A 25720-nucleotide genomic window follows, 5' to 3' on the forward strand; every position below is an offset into this window, starting at 1 on the left:
CCGGGCACGAAATCGGCACCTTCAGGCCTTGCCGATATCGCCCTTCAAGCCCCGCCGCAGGAAGAGGATGGCCAGCGCCTCCAGCATCAGGCCACCGCCCGAATTGCCTTCCATGGCAGGGAGATCGATCCCCAGCATCTGCGCGATGGCGGCCAGCAGCATCATGGCGGCGACGATATAGGTCTTGTAGCCCGACAGAATGTCCATTTTCGTTTCTCCTGCTTGTGATGAGGTGGATTTGGGGGCGGCGGCGAGCGCCACTGCCCTGATCGAAGCGACCCGGCTGGTCCAGCCGTTCCCGAAAGTGGCGAAGGTTGAAAGCCCTCGCAGAAAGCCCAGCCGCCGGTCGCAGATTGCATTGATCACCGCCCGCGCATCGGCCTTGGCCGCCGCGCCGATGGTCAGAGGCCCGACCAGCCCGTCCACCACCACGCCCAAAACGGCCTGCAAGGTGCGGATCGCCCTTTCGGGGCCGGAATTAACGGCATAGTCGAATATTGCCAGATCGATTCCGGGCGGCAGATTTTCCGCCCGGCAGAGGTTCCAATAGCCGGCGCGATAGATCCGCGCCGCTTCCGTCCGCGTGAGGCTCCGCACCGCGCTCTTGGGCAGGTTCCACCAGGGCGAGACCTCGCGCCAGCGGGCCAGCGTCTTGTGGGTTATGCCCATATTGGTGGCCCCGCCGGGATCGGCGGGATGATCGGCATAACCCCCTTCGTGCCGCAAGATCTCGGCCAAGCAAAGTTCGAACCGCGTCTCAGCCATGACATTCTCCCTTTGCTTCATGGCCGGGTCCGAGAACCGGGCTCATCTGCGCGATGGTGAAGGTGAAGGCGTCCGCAGGGCCGCCAAAATCGGCGATTTGCTCACCCGGGCCATAGGTGGCGGAAGCGCTGCCGGTCTCGATCGTCCGTATCGGCGTTGCGCCGTCGAACAGCCGCAGGCGCCAGCGCTCCTGTGCATATTCCAGCGGCGGTTCGGCGAGACCCCAGCCATCGCCATCGGCGCGGCTGCGGCGCGTCCAGCCGAACAGGATGGCTCCATCCGCCTGAAGCGAAGCGCGCAGATGCACCGGGGCGAGCGGCAAAGCCGGACTGGCATCGGGCGAGACCATCTTGGCCTGCCCAGAAGCATCATTCGGCCCGGCATGAAAGCGCAGCATGCGGCTTTCGCCGATCCGGTGTGCATCGATGGGCAGCACCGCCGCGCGTCCATCCAGCACCAGAACCCGCCGCCCGCTGGCGACGGGCCCCATTGCCGCGTCGGTGCCGTCGAGCCCGCGCAGCAATCCGGTCAATCGGTAGCTTTTAGGAGCAATCAGTTCCGCTCCCGCAAACCCGATCACCTCCCAAAACCCGGCGTCACTCTCCACCGCGATCCTGTTGCTGCCGGCCAATGCCGATTGATCGGACACATCGGCCAGATGGCCGGAGACCAGTTCGACCACCAGGACATTGCCGCGATCCCACACCGCCAATGGTCCCGCACCAAGCGGAGCGATGGTTTCGCCCATCACCACCGGCCGGGTCAGATGCACCAGTGCGCTGCCGCTGCTTTCTTCGCTGATCCGCACCGATCCCGGCCAGGGCTTGGTATAGGCGCCGATCAGCAAGCGGCTCCGTCCCGGATCGTCCGGCACGGGCGGCAGATGCGCGCTTACCAGAACTGGCGTCACCAGCAGCATTGGCGTTCCCGCCCCGCCTCGCGGGCGATCGACGCCCGTCGCCACCGCGTCCCGTCGCGGCAAGGCCGTGGCGGCGATACGCCGCGTAGCGCCATCGCGGATTTCGGTGATTTCGAATGGCCCCTCCACCAGTTCGGGAAGGGCGATGCGGTCGCCCGGTTCCAGCTCCACCCGTCCCGGCGGCAATGCCAGTTCCACCCGATCCGCCGCCATGACGCGGTGATCGAGCAGCCGCTCGGCGGCCCGCCGCGCCCCGGCGCCATCCAACACGACAGGCAGGGTTTCGGACAGGAACGGGCCGTCGCCCGGTCGCATGGCAGTGGCATTGGCCGAGAGGTAATCGCGCTCGCGGTCGAAATGGCCGAGAGAAAGCCGCCCCGGCTTTTCGGCTGCATCGCCGCGCCGGCGCGACAGAACCGGCCCCTCGCCGGCGGCCAGCTCTTCGGTTTGCAGCGCCGTGACCGGCCCCCGCCCCTGCACCAGTGCCACCAGTTCGCCATTGCGTGCCGTCAACACCTGCCCGGACATGTTCAGCACCGGCTCGATGGCCTGTCGCGCCGTGCCCGGACCGTTGAGCAGCAATCCCGCGATCAATGGCCCGGCGCTCGCCGCCTCCATCACGCAGCCATGGTCCGTGGCGATGGCTTTGATCAATTCATCGCTGGCCAGCGCCCCGAGCCGACCGGTCAGCCAATGGCCGTTGCGGTGATTGGGGCCATCGGCCCAGACATCGTCCAGCGCCGGAAAGCTGGGGAAGGGCCGCGCGTCCCAGGTCCAGCAATAGAGCCGATCCGGGTCCACCATTCCGGGGGGATTGCGCGCCGGATCGCGCCAGTAATTGTGATGCGCCCGCAGGAATTGCCGCTGGATCAATCCATCTGGCGTACCGCTGGAAAAATAGGGCCGCCCACCCTCGGCGCTCTTGTCGTCGCCGAAAATATTGGGCTGGTTAGCCCCCTTGTCCACCGCGCCGCAGCCCAGTTCGGTCAGCCAGATCGGCTTCGATCCCGGCACCCAGGGCGTCGGCGTCGCGTTGCGCACCCCGCCGGGGCGATCATGATGCGGCTGGCTCCAGAAGGCATGCAAATCCTTGTGGCGCCAGATCCAGGGCTCGCCATGCGCGCCATCGGTGATGGCTTTGCGAAGCTGCGCACGCCGGTCGGCATCGCTGACATAGTACCAGTCGAAGCCCTCGCCGCCGGCAATATTGGCTTCGAGATAATCCAGCGCATATTCCGATGCCGCCAGGGCCGCATCGTCATGGTTTTCGCCATCGCGCCAGTCGCTGAGCGGCATGTAATTGTCGATGCCGATGGCGTCGATATGCGGCGAGGCCCAGAGCGGATCGAGATGAAAGAACTTCTCGCCCCCGGCCTGAAGACCGGAATACTCGCTCCAATCGGCCGCATAGGTGAGCTTGGTGCCGGGGCCGGTTATGGCCCGCACATCCCCCGCCAACGCCACCAGCGCAGAAACGAAGGGAAAGCTGTTGCCTGCCCCGCGCACCTGGGTCAGCCCGCGCATTTCCGAACCGATCAGCAGCGCATCGACGCCGCCCGCCGCCTGCGCCAGATTGGCATAATGCAGCACCATGGCGCGATAGCCCGGCACGAACGCAGCCACCTGCGCCGCGGCGCCCGCGCTGCCATCGGGCGAGCCCGGCTGGCCGGGGGCGGGATGGCAGGTGATGCGCCCGCGCCAGGGATAAGCTCCCTGCTCCGCCCCGCCATGGGGATCGGCCATTCCATTGCCGGCAGGCACGTCCATCAGCATCAGCGGATAGAGCGTCACCTTGAGCCCACGCACCTTGAGATCGGCGATCGCCGCCAGCACCGAAGCATCGGACGGCGTGCCGCCATAGGCCGGGCCGCCGCCATGGCTGGATACAACGGGCACGCTGCCGCGCCCCAGCCCGGCGACACTCCAGATGGTCCCTTCGATGACCCGTCCCGCACCCTCGACACGCGGCGAGATTGCACAGGAGCCGCAGCGCAAGTCATTGCCGAACCAGCTCACCACCAGCGCCACATGCTTGAGATTGGGGCAAAGCGCCACGAGCTCGTCGATGGACCAGGTCCAGTTGCTGACGCCGGCCATCAAGTGGGCATTTTCGCTCACTCCCTCGCCCGCGCCGAGCACGCGGACGCGCGGCGTCGGGTCATAGCCAAATTCGGTGGCGCCGGGGATCACCGTAACCGCCCTGATCGCCGGTTCCAGCTCGCCGGCCAGCCGGCACACTTCCACCGACAATTGCGGAAGGCGATTGCCGAAGCGGCTGAGCGGCAGGTTCTCGACCACGAGATAGCACAGCCCGCGATAGGCCGGGGCATTGCCAACGCCCTGCACCGCCTCGATCAGGCTATCGGGAAGTTGATCCTCGTCGCCAGCATAAAAGCGCAGATTGAGCCCGCGCGTATCGAGCAATTGCCCGTCGGCCCAGATGCGCCCCATGCGCGCCACCTGTCCTTCGCAGAGCCCGATGGCGAAGCTGGCGAGGATTTCCTCTTCCTGTTCCGGCGGGGGCGCAAATCCTTTCGAACCCGCCGTTTCGGTGACGTGGCGGAGCAATTCCCGCGCCCAGATGATATTGCCCGAAAGCCGGCCCCAGCCATAGAGCCGGGGAATGGGCGCGCCTTCGCTCGATCCGCCCAGCCGCACGTCGAACAAGGGAGCTTCGACGCTGCGTTTTTCGCTGAACAGCATATTGTCCAGCGCATTGCCCGCCAGCGCCCCCAATGCCCGCCCGATGGTCGCGCCGATTGGCCCGCCGACCAGTCCGCCCGCGAACTGTCCGGCCACCGAAAGTGCCAGAGTGGCCATGGATTTATCCTTGTTTGTCGGGGAACCGGAACCGCCCGCTGACCCGTCGGGCCCAGCCGGCGCTGAAATTGGCCTCGACCACGCCCAGATGTTCCTGCGCGTGGATGAAGCGGTGCGGGCTGACCATGATGCCGCAATGGCGCGCCTCTTCCAGCCCGCCGAGCCGGAACAGCACCACCTGCCCCGCCGCAACCGGCCCCGTTTCCGGCAACAAGAAGCTTTGCGCCGCTTCGTTCAGCGCCCCGTCATGGCCGCCATGGCGCCAGTCGGCGCGATAGGGCGGCACCCTGACCGGTTCGGCGCCGTAAAGCGCCCGCCACACGCCGCGCAGCAGGCCCAGGCAATCGCAACCGGCGCCCGGCGTCGAGGCCAGGTGCCGATAGGGCGTGCCCAGCCATTGCCGCGCCGCTTCGACCACGCTGTCGGGGTTCATTTCACCACCGCCCTGCCATCCATGGCGTCGCCGCGCCGTGGATGGCGCAATAGATAATCGCTGCCCGGCACATGCGGAAAACCGCGGAAATTGGCGGCATTGGCGAAGCGCGCCTTGCAGGTGGAAAAACGCCGGTCGCAACCGACGCTCACTTCGAGCACGTCGTCGGCGTCGACCCATTCTCCCACCTGTTCGGCGAAGCCGAGCACGTCGCCCTCCGGCACCCGCCGATGGGTCAGCACGGCGTCGGCGAGGCCGTCGCGCCGGCCGCTGCCCCAATGCGCCATGCCGAAGGCGAACCAGCCCTCGTCGAACCCGGACAGCCCGCTGACCAGCACCTGAAACGGATCGACAATAGCCAATATTGTCGCCGCGCCCCTATGCGCAGGCCGGTCGAGTTTCACCCCGCAGCGCCCGTCCCCGACCTGAGCGTCGCACAATCCCTGATAGAGCCGGCCGCGCGTCACGTTCAGCGCCTGTTGCGGCGAGCGCAATTCGGCGCGGAAAACCCCGTCCTCGCGGACAATTTCGCCGATAATATCCACCCGCAGCAGCAGGCATTGCTCCGGCTCGGCCCAGTTGACCAGCCAGGTTTCCACCCGCGCCCCGTCATAGCGCCCGAGCAGGATGTCATCCTCGCTGATTGCGGCGCTGTCGAGAATGCCCAGCACCTCGCCGGTTTCCACCTGTGCGCCCAGCCGCGCCGGCACGTCGCCGCCATCCAGCCCGAAAGCGGGACTGCATGCCGTACCCGCCACGTCCAGAACGCGATCATGCTCGGTAAAGCCCAGAACCTGCCCATCGCGCCGCAGCACACGCCAGCAATGGGCGATAGTGGTCTCGCCCTGCGCCAGATGCGCCGCCAAAGCCTCCGGCACCGCCTTCATGGCAGGATCTCCAGCAGGGGAATAGAGGGGATTTCAGCGCCGTCGAAGCCATTGAGCTCGACATCGAGCCGGTCAGTGTCGAAGCGCACCGGCACGTCGAACAAAAATCCCGCGCTGACGCTTGCCCCCAGCGCCGGGGCCGCCGAAAAGCCGATCATGCCCGTGGTGACATCCACGCTCCAACCGGTCAGCACTTCGCTGCCATTGACGGCAACCCGCACACTGCCGGCAATTGGCTTGGCGATGATCCTCAGATAGGGATCGAAGGCCGCGCCATAGCGCTTGGTCAGCTGAAACTGTGTCCTTACACCATCACCAGTGCCAATGGCCTGATCAGTGGGTCCGGGCGCGATTCCGCCCGAGGAATGGTCCAGCCCGTCACGCCACAAAAAGCCATGCAGCCGGCCGCGCCTTTCCTCGAAAAAGGCCAGCACCGCCTGCATGTCGGCGCGCGATTTGACACCATAGCCGGCATTGTAGCGCCGCCGCGACTGCGCCCAGCGCCCATTGCGGCTTTCGCCGCCGCCCGCCAGCGTCACGACATCGGTCCTGCGCTCCGGCCCGCCCCGCGCCCCCAGCGCAATGTCGAGCGGAAAGCGGATATGATGAAAAGCCATTTTTGATCTTTCGTTGTGGCACCACAGCGCGTGGAGATTCAGGTCAGGCCGAGCCGAAAGGGGTAGGCTTCGAGAACCGGAGCGCAGCGTACGTTCGGGTACGTGAGCACCGGAAGCGCAGAAACCTGCCACTTGCAGGCCGGCATCACCTGAATATCAAGCGCTGCGTGTGCCGCGCCGCACCGCCCGGAGCAGCATGGCGCTCACCTCCGCCTCGCTGGCGGCAAAACTGCGGGCATCGCTGGCGGTGACGTTGAAGGTCACGTTGACACTGCCGCCAGCGCCGCCCACGCCCAGCCGCCCGTCGGGCCCGCGCTGCAGCGGCATGATGGCTTCCGGTCCGGCCTCTCCGGCGAGGCCCATGCCGCGCCCGAGCGGAAAATAGGCGGGGCTGGCGATCACCCCGCCCTTGGCGAAAGGCGTCACCCCGCCAAGGGCCGGATTGGTCGCGGTAAATATGTTCTCGACCAGCCCGCCGACCAGCGAGCCCAAAGGCTTGAACGCGGCCTTGAGCGCAATATCGGCGAAGGAGCGGGCAATATCGCCCAATACCGCGCGGAAGCTCTTTCCATCGAGCACCGCGCCGCGAAAGGCCCGGCTGACCGAAGTGGCGACGCCATCGGCCAGATCGCCGATGCGCCGCAATTCCACCGAGACATCGCTCAATTCACCGCGAAATTCCTCGCCGAACAGATCACTGGCCATCGGGGAAATGCTCCATGAGATTTTCGAGACCGCGCCGGTCCAGCGGCCCGCTGCGCTCCCCCATCACCGCCCCCCAGGCCGAAGCCAGTTCGCGCGGCGTCATCTTCCAGAACGCCTCGGGCGAGAGGCGCAGCACGCCCAGCCCGAAACGCATGGCATCCTTCCAGGGAAAGGGGTTCATTGCGCCTCTCCGAAGGTCGCGCGGAGCAGGCGCACCGCAATATCGGCAGCGCCACGCAGCCCGCCCTCGACGCTCATCCGCGCAAGATCGTCATCGCTGATCTCATTGCCGCCCCCGCGCAAACCCGCGCCCAAAATGGCCGTCAGATCCCGCGCCGACACCCGTCCCTCGCCGAAGCGCTCGGCCAGCCCGGCGAGGTCACCCGCCCCCAGCCGCGCCTCCAGCTCCGCCAGCGCCCCCAGCGTCAGGCACAAAACCCGCGTCTCGCCCCCGATCTCGGCGGCGATCTCACCACGATGAATGTTTGTCATGATTGTCCTCAAGACCCCTCCCCCTCCCCAGAGGGGCGAGAGTGCGCAGGAGCCGATGTTTTAGTTTGAGTGACGAGCCCGTGCCCATCGTCCCCTCGCCCCTCCGGGGAGAGGGCCAGGGTGAGGGGTGCTGCTCTAATGGAGACAGCGACGCCTACACCGCCGTGAACGTCACCTCCCCCGCGCTTTCCAGCGCCAGATCAAACGTCACTTCCCCGGCATGATCAGCGGAAAACTCCAGCGCCACGATCTGGAACGGCCCCTGCACCTCGCCGAAATGTGGCAGGATCAATTGCCAGTTGCAGATGGTGCCGGCGAAGAACAGGCTGCGGATCGTGGCGTCCGAGGACTGGTCCTTGAACACGCCCGAACCGGCGACCGAGGCGCGTTTCACCCCGCCGCCCGCCAGCAATTCCCGCCAGCGCCCGGCGCTTTCCTGGTCGGTCGTATCGACGCTGGCCGCATTGAAATTGAGGCTCCGCGTGCGCAGCCCCGCCACCGTCAGAAAACTGCCCGACCCGGTCTGGTCGAGCTTCAAAAGCATATCCTTGCCGCTCTGGGCTGCCATTCAAATTCTCCTGTTGGGCGTGCGTGAGCACCCCTCCCCAGCCCTCCCCGTCAAGGGGAGGGTGCCGCATCCAGTTCGTCGCACTACCCTGCTCCAAGCACCGGCCAGACACCTCCCCCTTGACGGGGGAGGCTGGGAGGGGGTGCGCAAAGCGCACGAAGACAAGTCACTCACTCAAAAACCGCAGCAGGACCGCCGCCCGCGCCTGCCCGGTCGCATTGTCGATCAATGTCTCGGTGCGCAGATGCTCGGCATGGGTCACCACCAGCCCAGAAGGCGCAGGGTCCAATCCCACCGCCACCACGCGCGCGGCGATGTCCAGCGCCGCCTTGCGGCTGGGCTGGTCGCTCCAGCAATGGAGCAGCACGCGATGCTCCTGTCCCGGCGTGTCGTCGCCGTCGCGCTGGCGCATGTCATGCCGGTCGATCACCACATAGGGCGCGGGGCGGCTGCGGGGCGGCGCGTCGAATATGCCGCCTGCCCCGATCAGCGCCGAAAGCGCGCCATCGGCGCCCAGCGCCTCGACCAAGGCCGCCTGCAAAGCTGCAATCGGGTGCATCGCCTACCCCGTGACGCTGGTTTCGCTACAGGCGCAGGCCAGATAGGCCCGCCGCCCGTTGATGTCGGCCGTGCTCACCACGTCGAGATTGCGGCCGCGATAGACGATACGGTCGCCCGGCGAGATGTCGCTGCGAAAGCGCAGCACCACCGAATGCGAAATCGCCACCGCGCGGCCATCGGCATTATTGCCCTGCCGCCCGGTGAGGCTGCGCACCCGCGCCCAGACGCTGCTCATCGGCACATAGACCCGTTCATGCCCGCCCCCGCCATCGCCCAGGCTGTCGCGGCGGCGTAGCTGCACCCTATCGGTCAGCGTGCCGATTGGTGGAATACGCTCGCTCACAGCCGCACCCTCTTATAGCCCGCCAAGGCCCGGTCGAAGCCGGAGGGGACCACGGAGCCCGATCCGGCGATCAGCACCGCGTCGCGATGCTCATACCAATGCGCCACCAGCCCCAGCAGCGCCTGCCGGAGATCGGCGGGGACGTTGTCGGGCTCGCTGCCGTACCCGGCGACATAGTCGATTTCGATGCCGCCCAACTCCCGCAGCAGTGGCATGCCGATGACGGTGCGCGGCACGATCAGCCGGTCCGGTTCGGAGCGGAACTGACCGAGGCCGATATCGTGGCTGCCGCCATTATCGTCGCTGGCGGCGATGGCTGTCACCGAGATCAGCGGCGCAACCGGCAGCTTCACCACGCCGCTTTCCGGCCAATGATCGAGCACGATGCGCCAGCTCTGCGCCAGAAGCGCCCTGCCGGTGACGCTTTCCACATGCAGCCTGGCCGCGCCGATCAGCGTCGTGATCAAACCGTCCTCGGCATTGTCGTCCACCTTGAGAAACGCCTTGGCCTCGGCAAGCGAAACCGGCTCCTCGGCGGGGCCCGCCAGAAGATAGGAGGTCATTGTTGATGTCCTTATGTTCGCGTTTGACGCCTATCCGCCCACCATCGTCATTGCCCGGCCTGTCCGGGCAATCCATCCCGCCACGGGCATGGACCACCGGGCCAAGCCGGGTGGTGACGACGGCGAGGAAATGGCTCAGCTGGCGCCGAATTTCAGCAACTTGATCGCGTCATAGTCGGCAATGCCGCCGCCGACGCGCTTGGTGGTGTAGAACAGCACATAGGGCTTGGAGCTGAACGGGTCGCGCAGTACCGAGACGCCCTGACGGTCGACAATCAGATAGCCGCGCTTGAAATCGCCGAAAGCGATGGAGAAGGAATTGGCCGCGATATTGGGCATGTCCTCGGCCTCGACCAGCGGGAAACCCATGAAGCTGGCGCGGCCATCGGCGCTGGCCGCCGGCTGCCAGAGATAATTGCCGTCGATATCCTTGAGCTTGCGCAGCGCGCCCTGCGTCCTGCGGTTCATCACCCAATTGGCGTTCTGACGGTACCCGGCCTTGAGCGCATAGACGAGGTCGATGAGGATGTCGGAGGCATGGCTGGCGGGCAGAGCCGCCGAGGTGCCGGTGGCGAGATAGCCCAGGCTGCCCCAGGCCCAGCTGGTCTCGGCCACCTTGGTGCCGTTGAGAAAGCCGCTGGGCTTGTTGACGCCATCGCCATTGACAAAGGCCGTGGTTTCCTGCGCCGCGAAGGCCGCATTGACCTCGTCGGCGATCCACTGGCCCACATCCACCGCCGCATCGTCGAGAAAGGCGGTGGTGGCTGCTGGCATGGCATAGAGTTCGGTCGTGGGATAGCTCAGCTCGGCCAGTACCTGGCTGCTGGTGGTGGGCCGGGCCGCCGTCTCGCCGACCCAGCCGGTCTGCGGCCCGGTCACCGTGATCGGGCGCTTGTAGACCGCGCCCGAAACCTGCCGCAGCCCGGCAATGGCACGGATGGGCGAGATATGGGTCATGAGCCTCGTGATCTCGGTCTCGACCTCGGCCGGCACCACATAGCCGCCATCGGCGGGCACGCCGATCTGCAGGGTCTTTTCCTCGCCGCGCTTCACATAGGCGGAGAAGGCTTCCTTGTATTCGCTCTCGGCGATCTGCCCCTTGCCCTCGATGGCGGGGCGGGCGCGTTCGGCCTTGGCGCGGTCCAGCGCCGCCTTCTGGCCGTCCAGCACGGCGTTGAGGCGGTCCAGCTTGCCTTCGAGCAGCCCGTCGGCCGTGCCGCGCTTTTCAATTTCGCCCAGGCGCTGGTCATTGGTGCGCTTGAATTCCTCGAACGCGGTGGAAAATTCAGCGAAGAGCGCGGCAATATCGCTCCCCGCGCCTGCCTTGGTTTCGAGGCCGTCGGTCATCCGATCCATGTCGGTATCCTTCTATCGGTTGCGGATTTGTCTCGTGGCCGCGGCAATGGCCGCGCCGGCGGTGAGGGGGGAGGCGATGCGCGCATCCTCCATCATCGGAAAGGTGACGATGGAAATCTCGTAGAGGTCGATTTCACTGAGGCGGCGATGCCCGGTTCCCGCTTCGCGGCTGGCCTTGACGGTGCGAAAGCCGATGGACAGGCCATCGAGCGCCCGGTTTTCGATCAGCCGCCGCAGTGCCTCGGCGCGCGGCACGCCGGGCACAAGCCGTCCGGCGACGAACAGGCCATGGCCGTCCTCACCAAGACTTTCCCATATGCCTACCGGCTCCTTGGGGTCGTGCTGAAATAACAGCCGAATGCGCCCGCGCCTCTTGGCGAGCGATTTGACGAACGCCCCGGGCAGGACGATGTCGCCGCCGCTATCGAGCCGGTTGAAGACGCTGGCATAGCCGGCGAACCGGCCCTCCGCGTCGATGGGAATGGCACTCATCGGCGTTTGGCTCCGCCGGTCTTCGGCGGCGTCGGCCCGCGCTGCTTGTCGGCAAGCGTTCCCGCCAGGTTCCAGGCGAATTGCCGAAACGTCTGCTGCGCGCTCTCCCGGTTCTGCTTGTTTGCCATAGGCTCAATCCTCCTTGCGGAACAATCGGTTCAGCGCGGCGATCTCCCGCACGAAATCGTTGAAGTGCTGGTTCGCCCTCGCCATTTCCTTGAGGCTCCACACCAGCAAAGCACTCGCACCGCTGGCCCAGAGAAACAGCGCCAGATGAGCGAGATCGCCCCGCTCGATAATGGTCGTGGTCAGGTTGTCCATGCCGGTGCTCCTTGCCGTCGGCTGACGATGCTTTGCCCCCAGACGAAGGCGCTAAAGCCCCACCATTGCCCGCTTTTCCTCGTCGCAGAGGAAACCGGCATTGCCCACCCGCTCCCAGAGTGCGGCGCGGTCCTCCGCCAGGGCCTCGACCTTGTCGAAGTCCGGCACGATCTCAGCCCCTTCGAAGGCTGGTCCCAGCCAGAGGCTCAGTTCCTGGGCCACCCGCACCACCAGCGGCACCAGCGTCTGCCGCCACAGGATCCGATTGGCTTCGGCGAGATTGGCATAGGTATTGTCGCCGGGAATGCCGAGCAGCATGGGGGGCACGCCGAAGGCCAGCGCAATGTCGCGCGCCGCCGCATGGCGGGATTCGATGAAGTCCATGTCGCGCGGGCTCATGGCCAGCGCCTTCCAGTCGAGCCCGCCATCGAGCACCATGGGCCGGCCGGCATTGCCGGAGCCGGAAAACTGCTCTTCCAGCTCCGCCTTGAGCCGGCTGAACTGGTCTTCGGTGAGGCTCCCATTGCCTGCCGAATAAACCAGTGCTCCGCTGGGCCGAGCCGCATTGTCGAGCAAGGCCTTGTTCCATTGGGCGCTGGCATTGTGAATATCGAGACTGGTCTGGGCGGCCTCCAGCGGCGCCATGCCGTAATGATCGTCCAGCGGATGGAACAGGGCCATATGCAGGACGGATGGAATGGGCAGCGCCTCCTGGCTCAGCCGCACCGCCTTGCCCCCGGCCTTGTAGTCATAGGCTAGTGGCCAGCCATCGCGCCCGGCGACCACGCTCATGCGGTCGGGCCGCAGCACGAACAAAGTGCGCACCGCGCCATCGACGATGCCGGCCTGCACATAGGCATTGCCGGAGGTTTGCAGATAGGCATAGACCGCTTCCAGCAATTCCGGTCCCGATTGCCGTCCATTGGGCTGGGCCAGCAATTGCGCCAGCGGATGACTGCTCGCCGCCTTGCCATCCACCAGCACATTGAGCGGCACCCTGTTCGCCGTTTCCGCGATCAGCCGCACACAGCGATAGACGACCGGATTGCGCATGAAACCCTGATTGACCAGGCTGGCATAGCCCCGCCCGCTCCATTGCGCCGGCCCGAGCTGGCTGAGGGTCAGCATGGTCTGCCCGGCAAAGCTCTTGGTTTCGCCGGGCGTGTTCGTCCGCCCGCCAAGCAGACGGTTCATCCAATTGGGCATGTGTTCCTGTCCTCGTTCCGGCTCGGTTCGCCACCCTCGCGCTCGACGCGAGGGTGGCGAAGGGTGGATATTCAGAGCCCCCTCACCCTCGGCCGCATCTCGTTCAGCACCAGCTCGGTCAGCGCCCAGACCAGCGCATCCACCCGGTCGGGTGAATGGCCGTCGGCCTTGCCGTCCGGCCCGAAGGCGCAGAGTTCGTCTTCCAGTGCCGTCAATCCGGGCGCATGGCGCACCAATCCGCGTGCATATAGCGCCGCAGCCGGTTCGGCGCGCACCCATTTGCCCCGATTGGCGCGGACGCTGCGCACCGGCACCGAGGCATCCACCTGCGCCAGCACCTGGCGCACCAGATCGCCGCCCTGATTGACCTCCACCAATATGCAATCGGCCTCATGCGCCCGATAGGCCGCCACCGCCCGCCGGGCCCAGACATGAGGGGCAATGCCCTGCAGCGTTGCGTCCTCGAGCACGACGACGCCCTCGCCCTGCCGTCCTGCCACCACGATGCCGCAGGCATCGGAGCGCGCCGTTCCGGTCACGGGCGGGTCCACCGCCACGACGATGCGCCCGTCCGGTCCGCCCTCGGCGGGGCGAAACATGGCCCGCTGCCAGAGCGCATCGATCCGGTCTTCGATCAATTCGCCATCCAGTTCCTGCCGGCCCAGCAAGGTGCCCTGATAGCGCGCCACCACCGCATCGAAGAAGTTCGGCGCCAGATTGCGATAATTGTCCTGCGTCGCCATTCTGACGACGCGCGTATGCCGGTCCTCGACCAGCCGTTTTATCAGGCGCGTCGGGCGCGGCGTCGTGGTCGCCAATTGCCGCGGATGTTCGCCGAGCCGCAGCCCGAATTGCAGCATGTCCCACGCCTCCTCGGCATGGGGCCATTTGCCGACCTCGTCGCACCAGGCGGCGGCGAATTGCGGGCCGCGAAAGCGTTCGGGATCCGAGGCGGTCAGGATGCTGGCTTCCACCCCATTGGGCCAGACCAGCCGGTTCTTGCCCTTGAGGACGGGCCGCTCATGGTCGGGATGGACGGCGATCAATCCGCTTTCGCCCCGCACCATGATCTCGACCGCCTCGCTCATGGTTTCGCCCACCAGCGCAATCGGGGAAATGCGCCGCCGCGCCAGCCGGCGGACCCATTCGGCCCCTGCCCTGGTCTTGCCCGAGCCGCGCCCGCCCATCAACAGCCAGGTGGTCCAGTCGCCCGGTGGCGGCTTCTGCTGCCGCCGCGCCCATTTGGGCCAGCAATAGAAGGTACGCATCACCTGCTCATCGCCCATCGCCGCCACGGCGGCGATGGGGCTAGCGGGCAGATTGCTCAAGGCGCTTGACCAGCTTGGCGCGCAGATCGGTCATGTCCTTGCGCGTCGGCGGCTCCACATTGCGTTCGGTCGCGCCCAGTTCGATCAGCTTGTCCATGGTCTTGACCTGATCGGCCAGCATTTTCGCTCTTCTGTCGATGGGCATGTCCGTAGCGTTCTCCAATTCCCTGATCTGGCCGTCCAGCACGCGCAGCATGCGCGCCACCAGGTGCATCCTGCTCGGCGGATGCGCCCTCAGGCTCAGCCAGTCCTCTTTTTCGCGCCGGTAGCGCAATTGCGACAAGGTGATGCCGTGGCGTCGGCAGATCATTTCGGGGACGAACATCCGGCCCTCATATTCGCCCCGGATGGTCGCCCAGTCGGGCGGCTGCTTGCGGCCTGCCCTCCCCGCTCCGTCCATTCGATCCATCTCCCGCAAATTTGCCGGGCTTGCCCGCCGCCGACCCAATTTGTCGACCATGCCATAAACATAGCTGACCAGCGTGACGCGGGGATTAGTTGGATAAGTCGGGCCGGAAGATCACAGCGGCGATCCCGCCGACCCCCGCACTTCCGGGCCGGCGTCTGGCGATTGTGTGAGGGGGCTTCAGTGCTCGATATCTGCGTCCGGCATGGCCACGAAAATCAGCACGCCGACAATGGTGATGAACACGCGAAACGCCGATTGCAGGCTATTCCAGCTGCTCGACATCCACATGCCAAACCATTCGCCACCGATGGTCATGAAGCCCACCTGCCAGACCAGGAACCCCAATGTCAGCCCCGCCACCGCCCAGCCTTTGGAGCGGTTGAACGTGAGAGCCGCTGCGTTTCGCACCGCAAACATTTTTCCGGCACCGCCCCAGGAGGCCAGAGCCGTGGCGATTTGCGCCGCGATCAACAGCATATAGGCAGCATGATGCAGGACGGGGTTATCAATGGCGCGATAGGAAATGGTAGCGTCGGGAAAGATCGTGTCCATGCTCAGCACGTGCTGCATGAAGACGAAATTGCTGCCGTAATCGGTCACGTTCCCGAAGGCGACAAGCGTTGCATAAAGTGCGATGGCCGCAACGAGAATGATCTTGCTGACGCGCGTGACGAGCATGGCCCCTCCTCCACGCCGCCGATACTAGGCGCAATCGGACGAACGCGCCATGTCAGGGCCCGAAGACCCGCCGGGCCTCCAGCGCCAGACCCAGCCCGACGCTGCCCAGCACATCCGTGCGCACAATTTCGGCCTCGGGGAACAGAACCTGCAAGCGCCCGGCAACGGCCGGCACCAAGGTCGAGCCGCCGGTCATGATCAGGCTGTTCACCGCTTCGGCCCCGATGCCGGCCCGCCGCAGCGTTTCGGCAATCGTCGCGTCCAGCCTCGCCACCGAATCGGCCAGCGCCGCGCTCAAATGCGCCGCGGTGATCGGCGTGGCGATGACCCGCTCGCGCACTGGAAAGACGAAGTCGGTCAGGTGGACGTCGGACAGCGCAATCTTTGCCGCTTCCACCGCCCCGATCAGCCGGTGCCCCAGCCGGTCTTCCACCAGCATGGTCATTGTCTCCACCCGCTCCGTCTCGATGGCTTCGCGCATGGTCGAGCGCAGGTCGCGCAGGGCCTGCGCGTCATAGAGTCTATTGATGCGATGCCAGGTGGAGAGATCATGATAGGGCGCGACTGGCAGGTGCCGCTTGCCGTCCCTCGTGCGCGAGCCCAGGCCCAGTTCGGGCATGATCCTCGACATGGCCAATAGCCGGTCGAAATCGGTGCCCCCGATATGAACGCCAGCCGTCGCCAGAATATCGGCGCTGCGATCGGCCGCACCGGCACGCTCCGGCGACACCCGCACCAGCGAAAAATCCGATGTGCCGCCGCCCAGATCGACGATCAGCGCCAGTTTCTCGCTCGCCACCTGCCGTTCATAGTCGAGCGCCGCCGCGATGGGTTCGAACTGAAAAGCGATGTCCCTGAAGCCCTGCGCCTGCACCGCCGCTTCCAGTTGCATCTGGGCCGCCCGGTCAGCCGCCGCGTCGTCGTCAACGAATTGCACCGGGCGTCCCATGACCACCTGTGTCAGCTCGCCGCCAAGCTGGGTCTCCGCACGCCGTTTCAGCTCACCCACATAGGTTCCGATGATTTCGCCGAACCCGAGGCGCCGCGCCTTCACCCGCGTTTTGTCGGCGAAAAGTGCTGTGCCCAGCACGCTTTTGAGCGAGCGCATCAGCCGCCCATCGGCGCCGGTCACATATTCGGCCACTGCGTCGCGCCCGAAATGCACCCTGTCGTCCTCGAAGCCGAAGAACAGCACGCTGGGCATGGTGGAATGGCCGTTTTCGAGCGGCAGCAATTGCGGCTGGCCATCGGCGCCGAGCCGCCCAAGCGTCGAATTGGACGTGCCGAAATCGAGGCCACAAGCCAGGGTCATGGGAAGCCGTCCGTCTTGTGAAATCGCGCCGGGCGCGAAGGGACGGGCGTTCTAGGGAAGATGGGCGAGGATGGCAATGGGATACATCGCATTGCCGCCCGGCCATCGTCATTGCCCGGCTCGTCCGGGCAATCCAGCGCCGCCGCAAAGATGTAGGGGCTATGCGGCCTTGCTGCGCCGCTCCGGCTTGCCGCGCATATCGGTCACTTCCAGCCTTGCCAGTCCGCGGCGCTGGGCGCGTTTGACCGCCTGATTGGCATTGTGCAGCACGGTGCGATCAAGGCCGCCCTGGGGATTGGTGACGGCAAGGCCCATGCTCAGCGTCACCTGCCCGGCATGGCTTTCCCGATTGGGCATGGCTTCCTGGCGCACCGCCTTGGCGATCCGGCTCGCCAGTTCGCGCGCCATCAGCACCGGCATGTCCGGCATGATCAGCACGAACCCGGCACGTCCCTGGCGCAGGCAGCGCAGATTGTCGCGCGGCAACAGGGGCTGGATTGTTTCCATCAGTCGGTCGAGGCTCAGCTCGACGGCATCGCGCCCATAGGCGGCGAAATATTCGGTATAGCGGTCCATTTCCATGGCCAGGATGCAGAGCGAGACATTGCGCTGCCCCGCTTCGGTCCAGCCGCGTCGCAATTCCTCGTCGATGCGCTGCGCCGGCCGGGTCTTCTTCTGGGGATTGCTGATGGCGGATTGGCCATAGGCGGGCACGGCATCGCTGCGGCCGAGTACCGAACGGACCCGTGCCCAGAAGCCGTCTTTACCGCTCATGGTCACCCTGTTCATCAAGCCTGTCCTGGGCCGCTTTCCATTGCCCTGATCTGGCCACAGAATGGTTAACAGGAGGTAAGTGTCTATGCGTCAGAGGTGCTCCGGCGGCTCATATTCCGGCCAGTCCACGGCATGTTCTTCCCACTCGTCCGGGTCCACTTCGCTTTCCAGAAAAGTGCGGCCGGCAATGGAAACGCCGACATCGATCACCGTCTGCGGATCGCCCGAAACCAGCGGATGCCACCAGGCCAGCCCCTTGCCTTCCGCCAGCCGCCGATAGGCGCAGGTGGTCGGAATCCAGGGAATTTCCCGCAGGTTTTCCGGGGTCAGCTTGATGCAGTCGGGCACCTTTTGCTGCCGATTGGGATAATCGGTGCAGCCGCAGCCATCGCCATCGAGCAATTGGCAGCGCACGTCGGAGGTGATGATCGTGCCGGTATCCTCATCCTCGAGCTTGAGCAGGCAGCAGCGCCCGCAGCCGTCGCAGAGCGCTTCCCACTCTGCCGTCGACATTTCCTCCAGCGATTTTTCTTCCCAAAAGGCCATGTTTACTCTTGGCATTCCATATTAGGGCCGGTTTGCGCTTGCCGGACGGCAAAGGCAATCATATTCCAGCGATTGTGTTGCATTGGCGGCGCAATGGCGAAACGATGCGGCCAGTGGGCACCGGGGATCGGCGTGCAGGATCCGTTCTATACCAAGGAAAAGAAGCGCAGGCCAATTGGCGGGATGCTGGCCGCCGATGCGTGGCTGGATTCCTCTCTTTATGAGTTCTGGCAGGCGCTTGGTCGTGCCTATACGCGCTACCAGGATTTCATGAGCCTGTTCCACGTCACCGGCTTCCGGCGCTTCCTCGTCGAAATCCTCAGCGACGCCTTCACCTTCGCCGCCATCGGCGTGGTGCTGGTGACGGCACTGGCCATGCCCGCCTTCGACATCATCGATCGCGGCGTCCTCAACAAGGCCGAGGATTATTCGGTGGTCTTTCTGGACCGCTTCGGCAACGAAATCGGCCGGCGCGGCATCCGCTCGGACGATTCGGTCGCCCTCGACCAGATGCCCGACTATTTGATCAAGGCCACGCTCGCCACCGAGGACCGGCGCTTCTACGAGCATTTCGGCGTCGACATCATGGGCACGCTGCGAGCGCTGGCCACCAATGCCACCGGCGACACCTCCTTGCATGGGGGCTCCTCGATCACCCAGCAATTGGCCAAGCAATTGTTCCTCTCCTCGGAGCGGACCATCGAGCGCAAGATCGTCGAGGCCTTTCTCTCGGTCTGGCTGGAATGGCATTATACCAAGGACCAGATCCTCAAGCTCTATCTCGACCGCGCCTATATGGGGGGCGGCAATTTCGGGGTCGTGGCCGCTGCCGATTATTATTTCGGCAAGCGCATCGAGGATATTTCGCTGGCGGAAGCCGCCATGCTGGCCGGGCTCTACAAGGCGCCGGGCCGCTGGGCGCCTCATATCGACCTGGCCGCGGCACGCGGCCGCGCCAATGTGGTGCTGACCAATCTGGTGGCCGCCGGCATGCTGACCGAGGGCCAGGTCACCGCCGCGCGTCGCCATCCCGCCTCGCCCATCGACCGCACCGCCGACATCAATTCCCCCAATTATTTCCTCGACTACGCCTTCGAGGAAGCCAAACGGCTGATCGCCGACACCAATCCGCCGGGCAATAATTTCATCGTCCGCACCACCATCGACACCACGCTCCAGGCCTATGCCGAGGAAGCGATCAATTCAGTGATCCGCGAACAGGGCGAGCAATATCGCGTCGAACAGGGCGCCATGGTGGTCACCGACACCGAAGGGGCCATCCGCGCCATGGTGGGCGGCACCGACTACGCCAAGAGCCAGTTCAACCGCACCATCATCTCCAATCGTCAGCCGGGCTCGTCCTACAAGCCCTTCGTCTATGCCGAGGCGTTCGAGCAATTGGGCCTCACGCCCAATGACACCATTTCGGACCGCCCGGTCTGTATCGGCAATTGGTGTCCGCAGAATTACGGCCGCTCCTATCGCGGCCAGACCACGATGATCAGCGCCTTCGCCGCATCCATCAATACTGTGCCGGTGACGCTCTCGATCAAGACCGGACGCCAGCCCATCGCCGAATTGAGTTATCGCATGGGCCTGCGCCAGGAATATCCGGTCACTGCCTCGCTGGCCCTGGGCGTTGCCCCGGTCTCGGTGCTGGACATGACCTCATCCTACGCGGTCTTTGCCAATCATGGCCTCAAGACGCCTGCCTATGGCCTGACCCGCATGACCGATCTCAACGGCAATCTGGTCTGGGAACATGATGTGGACGAGGAAAAGCCGCGCGTCCTCTCCGAACAGACCGTGGCCTATATGAACCAGATGATGCGCGCCGTCGTCACCTCCGGCACCGGCCGCCGCGCCGAGATCGAGGGTGTGCCGACCCTGGGCAAGACCGGTACCACCACCTCCTATCGCGACGCCTGGTTCGCCGGCTTTACCGGCAATTACGTCGCCGCCGTCTGGCTGGGCAATGACGATTACCGTCCCACCAACAATTTGACCGGGGGCCTGCTCCCGACCGTCGCCTGGCAGAAATTCATGGCCTATGCCCATACCAATATCGATGTGGAGCCGGTCTTTGGCGTCGATTTCGTCCCGCCCAGGCGCATCGTCGCCGAAACCGATCTGGAGGATGCGGAAGACCCCGCCCCTGCCCGCCCGCCAAGCCTCAAGCCTGCCGCCGCCCGCAAGCTGCTGGAACTGTCGGCGCGTTTTGAAGCCAGCCTCGCCCATACGCGCACGCCCAGCGACACGGCCAATGCTCCGGCCGCCAGCGCCACGACCGGGCTATAATCCGTGCGGTTCGTGTTGCGCCTGCTCATGTCGATCGCCGTATCCCTCTCAATTGGGCTGGGGCTGAGCTATTACGCGCTGAATGATGGTCGCATCTTCGGCGGCGTGCAGATCGGGCCCTGGATCGCCTGGCCCGATAGCGGCACGCCCGCTCCCAATCCCTACACGCGCGGCCATATTGCCCGCCAGGCGGCGCTACAGCTCGGGCGCAGCGAGGGCCTGCAATTCATCGCCAGAACCGACAGCGCCGGCGACCCGCTGGATCTGGCCTGCTCCTACCGGCTCGACGGGCGGGTGCCGGTCTCCAGCTTCTGGACCCTTGCGGCGGTGGACGAGCAATGGGTCAATCTGGCCGCCCCCGGCACCGACGCCGCCTTGCGCTCCAGCGAGATCACCCGCGAGAACAGCGGCGCGCTGCGCATTCACGTCGGCGCCCGGCTCAGCCCCGGCAATTGGCTGGAACTGGCCGGGAGCGGTCCGTTCAGCCTGGTGCTGACGCTCTACGACACCACCGCCTTTTCCGGCTTCAGTTCCGCCGACAACGTCATGCCCGCAATTGCCCGAGGGGATTGCCGATGATCCGCACCCTGTTCTGGCTGATGGGCGGCCTGCTGCTGGGCGGCATCATCCACCTCGTTACCATTCTCACCCTGCCATTGCTGGCCGAGGACACGACCTGGAGCCGCGTGGCGGCGCTCGACGCCGCCAATCGCGTCGCGGTTCTGCCGGCCATCCGGCCCGGCGAGGCCAATCCGCTCCAGCTCGATCCCGAACTGAGCCACGGCGTCTGCCGCATCGATCTGGCGCAAGGCCCGGCCTATCTCAGCGGCATCCTGCCGGACGGGTTCTGGTCGCTGGCCGTCTATGACAGCGCCGGCATCGTCACCTATTCGACCACCAATCGCGACGGCATCGGCCAGAATGTCGAATTGGGCATTTTCAACGATGCGCAGACCCGCCTGCTCGCCCAGCAGCAGATCGACATTCCCGATGGGCTGCTGGTGGTGGAATCGCGCACCGACGATTTGTTCGTCCTGATCCGCCTCGCCCCGCCCCACGAAATCATGCGCCCCCGCTTCGAACAGGCCCTCGCCGCCCTGCGCTGCGGCCCCCGTCCGGTCCCATGAGCTATAGAAAGCGGTTCTATAACTCATAAATCGAGTGTTTCATGAGCTATAGAACCCGCCTCCACACCTCATGAAGTCGCCAATCATGTCCCCCGACACCTTCGCCCAAAGCCTCGCCGCCATCGTCGCCCGCTATCGCTCCGAGATAGCCGCGCCCGGAGAACATCTCGCGCTCTTGCGCTGGCAGATGGCCGAGGGACACAGGCTGGACGAGCGCAGCACTTTTCCGGGTCACGTGACCACCAGCGCCATCATCCTCTCGCCCGATCACCGGCAAACCCTGCTCATCGACCACGTCACCATCGGCCGCTGGCTGCAACCCGGCGGCCATTACGAGAAGGCCAGCCATTTCCACCTTTCGGCCATGCGTGAAGCGCTGGAGGAGACGGGCGTCACCGGCCTGGCGCTGCATTCCTGGCACCAGGGCGGCGACCTGCCATTCGTCATCGACAGCCACGACGTTCCCGGCAAACCGTCGCGCAACGAGCCGGACCACGTCCATCACGATCTGCAATATCTCTTCATCGCCGATCCGGCGCTGCCGCTCGTCGCCCAATTGGACGAAGTCCATGCAGCGCAATGGGCGCCGGTCGAGCGCTTGGCGGACATTTCGCCAAAGGCGGCGAAACGTCTGGCCTTCAAAGGCTGAATGACAGCCCTCCCGCCGCCGCCAGCAGGATCACCACCATCCAGCTTGGCGTCTTCCAGGCCACCAGCGTCACGAAACCGGCCAATGCCAGGGCAAAATCCAGCGGCGTCAGCACAGCGCTGGTAAAGACCGGATCATAAAGCGCTGCCCCCAGCAGGCCGACCACTGCCGCATTGGCGCCGCGCATGCAGGCCCGGGCGTCTGGCCAGCGGCGGAGCCGGTTCCAGAATGGCAATACGCCGAGCACCAGCAACAGGCCGGGCAGGAAGATGGCGACGAGCGCGATCCCGGCTCCGGCAAGACCATTGGGCGGCTGGTTTCCGACCGCGCCGAGATAGGCGGCGAGGGTAAAAAGCGGGCCGGGCACGGCCTGCGCCGCGCCATAACCGGCAAGAAACACGTCCGGCGTCATTGCCCGGCGCCCGACCGTTTCCGCGTCCAGCAGCGGCAGCACGACATGGCCGCCGCCAAAGACCAGCGCTCCGGCGCGATAAAAACCATCGAACAAGGACAGCCCCGGACCGAGGCCCGCCAATAGCGGCAATCCGAACAGCAGGATCGCAAAAGCGACCAGCGCCACGACGCCCGTCCGGCGCGATATGGCGGAAAGGGTTTCGCCGGCCTCGGGCCGGTCCTCGTTTCGGCAAAGGAAGAGACCGATCAGACCACCAAGGGCGATGGCGGCCACTTGTCCCAGGGCTCCCTCGATCAATATGACCACAAAGACGGCGATGACCGCAATCGCCGCCCGCATCCGATCCGGCGTCAGGCTTTTCGCCATACCGAAAACCGCCTGCGCCACGATGGATACGGCCACCAGTTTCAGGCCATGCAGCATGCCTTGCGCCAATGGCCCGTCGAGCATGGCCGCGCCATAGGCGAACAGCACCAGCAAGAGAGCCGATGGCAGGGTGAAGCCGATCCAGGCCGCCAGCGCCCCCAATGGGCCGGCCCGTATCAGGCCGAGCGCGAAGCCCACCTGGCTGGATGCCGGACCCGGCAGGAACTGGCAGAGCGCCACCAGTTCGGCATAGACCGCGGCGCCGATCCAGCGGCGGCGAACGACGAATTCCTCGTGGAAATAGCCCAGATGCGCCACCGGCCCGCCAAAACTGGTGAGGCCCAGCTTGAGAAAGGCGAGAAAGACCTCCACCTTGGCCCCGGCGCCATTCGGTTTCGTCTCGGTCACTTATGTCCCGGGATGCTATTTTTGCGCGATGATCTCATTGTCGGGCACCATGGTCTGGAAGCGTGACAGTATGGTGACGCTGCCGCCCCCGCCGCCCCCTGCCCCGCCAGAGCAGAAATCGCCGCGATTGGCGCGATCCACGAAGGGGCGCAACCGTTGCAAGGTTTCATCCACCTGCATGGATTGCTCATGCGGGGTTTCCACCAGCAGATGGTCCAGCGCATAGAGATAGCTCTGGTAGCGATAATTCAGCGCCCGCACGAACCAGTCGATATGCCATTGGTTCTCCGTCCGCCGCGCCGCGACATTGGCGGCCACGTCCGGCTCGATGCCCGGCACCTCGGCCAAAGCCACCCGCCTTTGCCGGTCCACTTCCAGAACCGCGCAGACCGAAAGGAATGTCGTGGGCAATGTATCGAGATCAGCCAGGACATGCCGTCCCACTGTCGAATAGCGGGTGGGCGAGGACTGGTATTGCGTGGTCCGCAGCCAATTATAATAGCGCTCGGGGGTATATTTGTAGTCCTTGGCCGGGCCGATCCGGGTCCGCTGCAATTCGGCTGTGGTGTCGAACATCCAGTCACGGCTATGGGCAGCCACCAGAAAGCGCCAGGTGCGGTCGTGCATTTCGCGTTCCTGGTCAGTCTGGTTCAGATTGGAAACGGGCTCACCGCGGTTGGCCGCGATCTTGCTCCCGATATAGGGCATGACCTGATCGTGCTTGACGCTTGGCTGCGCCCGCCCGAAATCGCCGACCGGCCGCGACACGCAGGCGGTGGCCAGGCTCGCGACGATAACCAGGATCACGAATCGGATCATCGGCCCGATAGCGTCAGCCACGCTTGCGCTTGCGCCGCTTGGCGTGTTCGAGCGATTTTGGTGGCGGCGGCGTACCGCGTTCATAACGCACCCCGGTGAACATCAATATCTGGGCGTCTCCGTTCGGCCCCCCCCCGTCGCTGACGGGTTTGGTCCGAAGGACAAATCTTAGCAGCTTTCCCAAGCCGGCCTCCTTCAATACGCCGCTCCCCCGTCCCTAATGGAGGCAGCAGGTCGTCTCTGGCAGTTTGCGCGTCGCCCCACGCGCCTGTTCCGCATTAAGAGATCGTCAAGGTTAACAGTCTGCTAACGAATTGCCGGCAAGAGTCGTCCGGCATCGCTTTCGATGCAAAAGCGAGTCGATGGTTCCTGCAAAAATGCTTGGTTTTCAGCCTTACGAGACCTTTCAGCTTCTGATCGAGACGGGCGGCGTTGATCGCACCAACACGCTGCTGATCGCTGCCTGCGACGCTTATACGCGGCGCGGCAAGCCGACGATTCCTGAAATGGAACAGTTCGAAACGCTGGCCACCCGCCTGTTTCCCACCGCCGGCCCGCAGGCCCGCGCCAAGGGTGCGGCAATCCTGGGTCGTGCCGAATTATTGTCGCCGAAACTCGAGCAATTGGTCATCGAGAATATCGGGGAAGACCTCATCGCCTTTCTCGAAAGCGCGCCCGAACTTTCGGACCAGTCCATGCTCGAAATCATCGGGCGTTATGACGTTCCAGCCTGCGCGACCCTGGCCGGGCGTCCGGGCCTGTCCAATGTCGTGTTGGCGAAACTCTTCCAGATGAATTCGCGCAAGGTCTATCGGGCGCTTGCCGGGAACAAGCATGTCGCCCCGCGCGGCGCCTATCTCAGCGCCCTGGCGCGGTCGGCGCAGATGGATCACCTGGTTGCCGAAGCGCTCGGCCATCGCGACGATTTCGACGCCGCCCTGCTGGCTCCAGCCTTTTTCGATCTCTCCGACGACCACCGGATCAAGGTCATTCACGCCTTCGCCAATCGCGCGACGCCGACTGCGCCCATCTCGCGCACCATCGAGCAATTGTCGGTGGCGAGCGGGGAACTCACCAAGGCGCTGATGAAACTGTTCTCGGAAAATCGCCGCCCGGAAGTCACCCGGCTATTGGCGCAGATCACCGGGCTCGATGAAGTGCGTTGCGGCCAGATCGCCCATGACGTTACCGGCGCTTCGCTGTTCGTCATCCTGCGCGCCTTCGGCGCCACTGCCTATGACGGGCTCAAGGTGCTGATCCACGCCACCAGCCACGACAGCGAACGCTCCAAGGCGCTGGCCGATTTCGCCAGCCTGTTCAGCGGCGTATCGTCCGAATCCATGGCTTATCTGATGAGCGCCTGGCGCGGCGAGGTGAACCTGCTCGAACTGAGCAAGCCGCAATACCGGCCATTCACGGAAACCAGCCGCCGCACGCCCGGCCTGGCGCCCGCCCACAATCCGGTGGTCGAGCAGGCCATCGAGGCCCTGGCCCGCATCGGCGCCCGCCGCGCCAGCTAAGCACTACCAGATACAAAGGCCCC

Annotated in this window: 30 protein-coding genes; 5 read left to right on the top strand and 25 right to left on the bottom strand. The window is 65.2% G+C overall.

What is annotated here, in order from left to right; genetic code table 11:
* Positions 1–21: 21 nt before the first annotated feature.
* The 23 genes from H0482_RS11275 to H0482_RS11380 all read right to left on the bottom strand — a co-directional run bounded on the left by H0482_RS11275 (position 22) and on the right by H0482_RS11380 (position 18095).
* Complete coding sequence (locus H0482_RS11275) at positions 22–765, bottom strand: glycoside hydrolase family 108 protein (RefSeq protein WP_193730151.1); 744 nt, start codon at positions 763–765, stop codon at positions 22–24.
* A complete protein-coding gene (locus tag H0482_RS11280; protein ID WP_193730152.1) occupies positions 758–4504 on the bottom strand; it encodes a baseplate multidomain protein megatron in 3747 nt (1248 codons plus the stop codon). The genes H0482_RS11275 and H0482_RS11280 overlap by 8 nt, the downstream gene beginning before the upstream one ends.
* A gap of 4 nt (positions 4505–4508) precedes the next feature.
* Complete coding sequence (locus tag H0482_RS11285; protein WP_193730153.1) at positions 4509–4937, bottom strand: NlpC/P60 family protein; 429 nt, start codon at positions 4935–4937, stop codon at positions 4509–4511.
* Positions 4934–5824, bottom strand: a complete 891-nt coding sequence (locus H0482_RS11290; protein WP_193730154.1) for a DUF2163 domain-containing protein — start codon at positions 5822–5824, stop codon at positions 4934–4936. Before H0482_RS11290 ends, H0482_RS11285 begins: the two co-directional genes overlap by 4 nt.
* On the bottom strand, positions 5821–6441 hold the full coding sequence (locus H0482_RS11295) for a DUF2460 domain-containing protein (protein ID WP_193730155.1): 621 nt from the start codon (positions 6439–6441) through the stop codon (positions 5821–5823). Before H0482_RS11295 ends, H0482_RS11290 begins: the two co-directional genes overlap by 4 nt.
* A 156-nt stretch (positions 6442–6597) precedes the next feature.
* On the bottom strand, positions 6598–7146 hold the full coding sequence (locus H0482_RS11300; protein ID WP_193730156.1) for a phage tail tape measure protein: 549 nt from the start codon (positions 7144–7146) through the stop codon (positions 6598–6600).
* On the bottom strand, positions 7136–7327 hold the full coding sequence (locus tag H0482_RS11305) for a rcc01693 family protein (protein ID WP_193730157.1): 192 nt from the start codon (positions 7325–7327) through the stop codon (positions 7136–7138). The genes H0482_RS11300 and H0482_RS11305 overlap by 11 nt, the downstream gene beginning before the upstream one ends.
* Positions 7324–7638 (bottom strand): gene transfer agent family protein, encoded by a 315-nt coding sequence (locus H0482_RS11310; protein ID WP_193730158.1) that lies wholly within the window; start codon positions 7636–7638, stop codon positions 7324–7326. Before H0482_RS11310 ends, H0482_RS11305 begins: the two co-directional genes overlap by 4 nt.
* Positions 7639–7792: 154 nt before the next feature.
* Positions 7793–8206, bottom strand: coding sequence for a phage major tail protein, TP901-1 family (locus tag H0482_RS11315; protein WP_193730159.1), 414 nt, complete (start codon positions 8204–8206; stop codon positions 7793–7795).
* A gap of 166 nt (positions 8207–8372) precedes the next feature.
* Positions 8373–8765, bottom strand: coding sequence for a DUF3168 domain-containing protein (locus H0482_RS11320; RefSeq protein ID WP_193730160.1), 393 nt, complete (start codon positions 8763–8765; stop codon positions 8373–8375).
* 3 nt (positions 8766–8768) lie between these two features.
* Positions 8769–9110 (bottom strand): phage head closure protein, encoded by a 342-nt coding sequence (locus H0482_RS11325; RefSeq protein WP_193730161.1) that lies wholly within the window; start codon positions 9108–9110, stop codon positions 8769–8771.
* Positions 9107–9673: a head-tail connector protein gene (locus tag H0482_RS11330; protein ID WP_193730162.1), complete on the bottom strand. Its 567-nt coding sequence runs from the start codon at positions 9671–9673 to the stop codon at positions 9107–9109. The genes H0482_RS11325 and H0482_RS11330 overlap by 4 nt, the downstream gene beginning before the upstream one ends.
* Positions 9674–9808: 135 nt before the next feature.
* A complete protein-coding gene (locus tag H0482_RS11335) occupies positions 9809–11029 on the bottom strand; it encodes a phage major capsid protein (protein ID WP_193730163.1) in 1221 nt (406 codons plus the stop codon).
* Positions 11030–11041: 12 nt separating this feature from the next.
* Positions 11042–11521: an HK97 family phage prohead protease gene (locus H0482_RS11340; protein WP_193730164.1), complete on the bottom strand. Its 480-nt coding sequence runs from the start codon at positions 11519–11521 to the stop codon at positions 11042–11044.
* On the bottom strand, positions 11518–11649 hold the full coding sequence (locus H0482_RS16775; RefSeq protein WP_269144683.1) for a hypothetical protein: 132 nt from the start codon (positions 11647–11649) through the stop codon (positions 11518–11520). Before H0482_RS16775 ends, H0482_RS11340 begins: the two co-directional genes overlap by 4 nt.
* Positions 11650–11653: 4 nt before the next feature.
* Positions 11654–11842, bottom strand: a complete 189-nt coding sequence (locus tag H0482_RS11345; protein WP_193730165.1) for a hypothetical protein — start codon at positions 11840–11842, stop codon at positions 11654–11656.
* Between the two features lie 51 nt (positions 11843–11893).
* Positions 11894–13048, bottom strand: coding sequence for a phage portal protein (locus H0482_RS11350; RefSeq protein WP_193730166.1), 1155 nt, complete (start codon positions 13046–13048; stop codon positions 11894–11896).
* A gap of 71 nt (positions 13049–13119) precedes the next feature.
* Positions 13120–14334, bottom strand: a complete 1215-nt coding sequence (locus H0482_RS11355) for a DNA-packaging protein (RefSeq protein ID WP_193730267.1) — start codon at positions 14332–14334, stop codon at positions 13120–13122.
* A 22-nt stretch (positions 14335–14356) separates the two neighbouring features.
* On the bottom strand, positions 14357–14776 hold the full coding sequence (locus tag H0482_RS11360) for a hypothetical protein (protein WP_193730167.1): 420 nt from the start codon (positions 14774–14776) through the stop codon (positions 14357–14359).
* Positions 14777–14962: 186 nt separating this feature from the next.
* A complete protein-coding gene (locus H0482_RS11365; RefSeq protein WP_193730168.1) occupies positions 14963–15463 on the bottom strand; it encodes a DUF2165 family protein in 501 nt (166 codons plus the stop codon).
* Between the two features lie 52 nt (positions 15464–15515).
* Positions 15516–16775 (bottom strand): Hsp70 family protein, encoded by a 1260-nt coding sequence (locus H0482_RS11370; RefSeq protein WP_193730169.1) that lies wholly within the window; start codon positions 16773–16775, stop codon positions 15516–15518.
* A 159-nt stretch (positions 16776–16934) separates the two neighbouring features.
* A complete protein-coding gene (locus H0482_RS11375) occupies positions 16935–17564 on the bottom strand; it encodes a diguanylate cyclase domain-containing protein (protein WP_193730170.1) in 630 nt (209 codons plus the stop codon).
* A gap of 75 nt (positions 17565–17639) precedes the next feature.
* Positions 17640–18095 (bottom strand): YcgN family cysteine cluster protein, encoded by a 456-nt coding sequence (locus H0482_RS11380; RefSeq protein WP_193730171.1) that lies wholly within the window; start codon positions 18093–18095, stop codon positions 17640–17642.
* Positions 18096–18227: 132 nt separating this feature from the next.
* Here H0482_RS11380 and H0482_RS11385 point away from each other — a divergent pair, with 132 nt between their 5' ends.
* The 4 genes from H0482_RS11385 to H0482_RS11400 all read left to right on the top strand — a co-directional run bounded on the left by H0482_RS11385 (position 18228) and on the right by H0482_RS11400 (position 22169).
* Positions 18228–20393 (top strand): transglycosylase domain-containing protein, encoded by a 2166-nt coding sequence (locus H0482_RS11385; protein ID WP_193730172.1) that lies wholly within the window; start codon positions 18228–18230, stop codon positions 20391–20393.
* Positions 20394–20396: 3 nt separating this feature from the next.
* The gene (locus H0482_RS11390; RefSeq protein WP_193730173.1) at positions 20397–20972 is read left to right on the top strand and encodes a DUF1214 domain-containing protein; all 576 of its coding nucleotides are present in this window, start codon (positions 20397–20399) and stop codon (positions 20970–20972) included.
* On the top strand, positions 20969–21520 hold the full coding sequence (locus H0482_RS11395) for a DUF1254 domain-containing protein (RefSeq protein ID WP_193730174.1): 552 nt from the start codon (positions 20969–20971) through the stop codon (positions 21518–21520). Before H0482_RS11390 ends, H0482_RS11395 begins: the two co-directional genes overlap by 4 nt.
* 85 nt (positions 21521–21605) lie before the next feature.
* Positions 21606–22169: an NUDIX hydrolase gene (locus tag H0482_RS11400; RefSeq protein ID WP_193730175.1), complete on the top strand. Its 564-nt coding sequence runs from the start codon at positions 21606–21608 to the stop codon at positions 22167–22169.
* Here the strand turns inward: H0482_RS11400 and chrA are convergent.
* Together chrA and H0482_RS11410 are read right to left on the bottom strand one after the other, a co-directional pair.
* Positions 22159–23358, bottom strand: coding sequence for a chromate efflux transporter (gene chrA, locus H0482_RS11405; protein WP_193730176.1), 1200 nt, complete (start codon positions 23356–23358; stop codon positions 22159–22161). The two genes, H0482_RS11400 and chrA, sit on opposite strands and share 11 nt — an antisense overlap.
* Before the next feature lie 15 nt (positions 23359–23373).
* Positions 23374–24198 (bottom strand): hypothetical protein, encoded by an 825-nt coding sequence (locus H0482_RS11410; RefSeq protein WP_193730177.1) that lies wholly within the window; start codon positions 24196–24198, stop codon positions 23374–23376.
* Positions 24199–24539: 341 nt separating this feature from the next.
* On the opposite strand from H0482_RS11410, the gene H0482_RS11415 reads away from it, so the two are divergent.
* Positions 24540–25697 (top strand): DUF2336 domain-containing protein, encoded by a 1158-nt coding sequence (locus H0482_RS11415; protein WP_193730178.1) that lies wholly within the window; start codon positions 24540–24542, stop codon positions 25695–25697.
* Positions 25698–25720: the final 23 nt, after the last annotated feature.

Source organism: Devosia faecipullorum, assembly GCF_015158295.1.
Classification (GTDB): Bacteria; Pseudomonadota; Alphaproteobacteria; order Rhizobiales; family Devosiaceae; genus Devosia; species Devosia faecipullorum.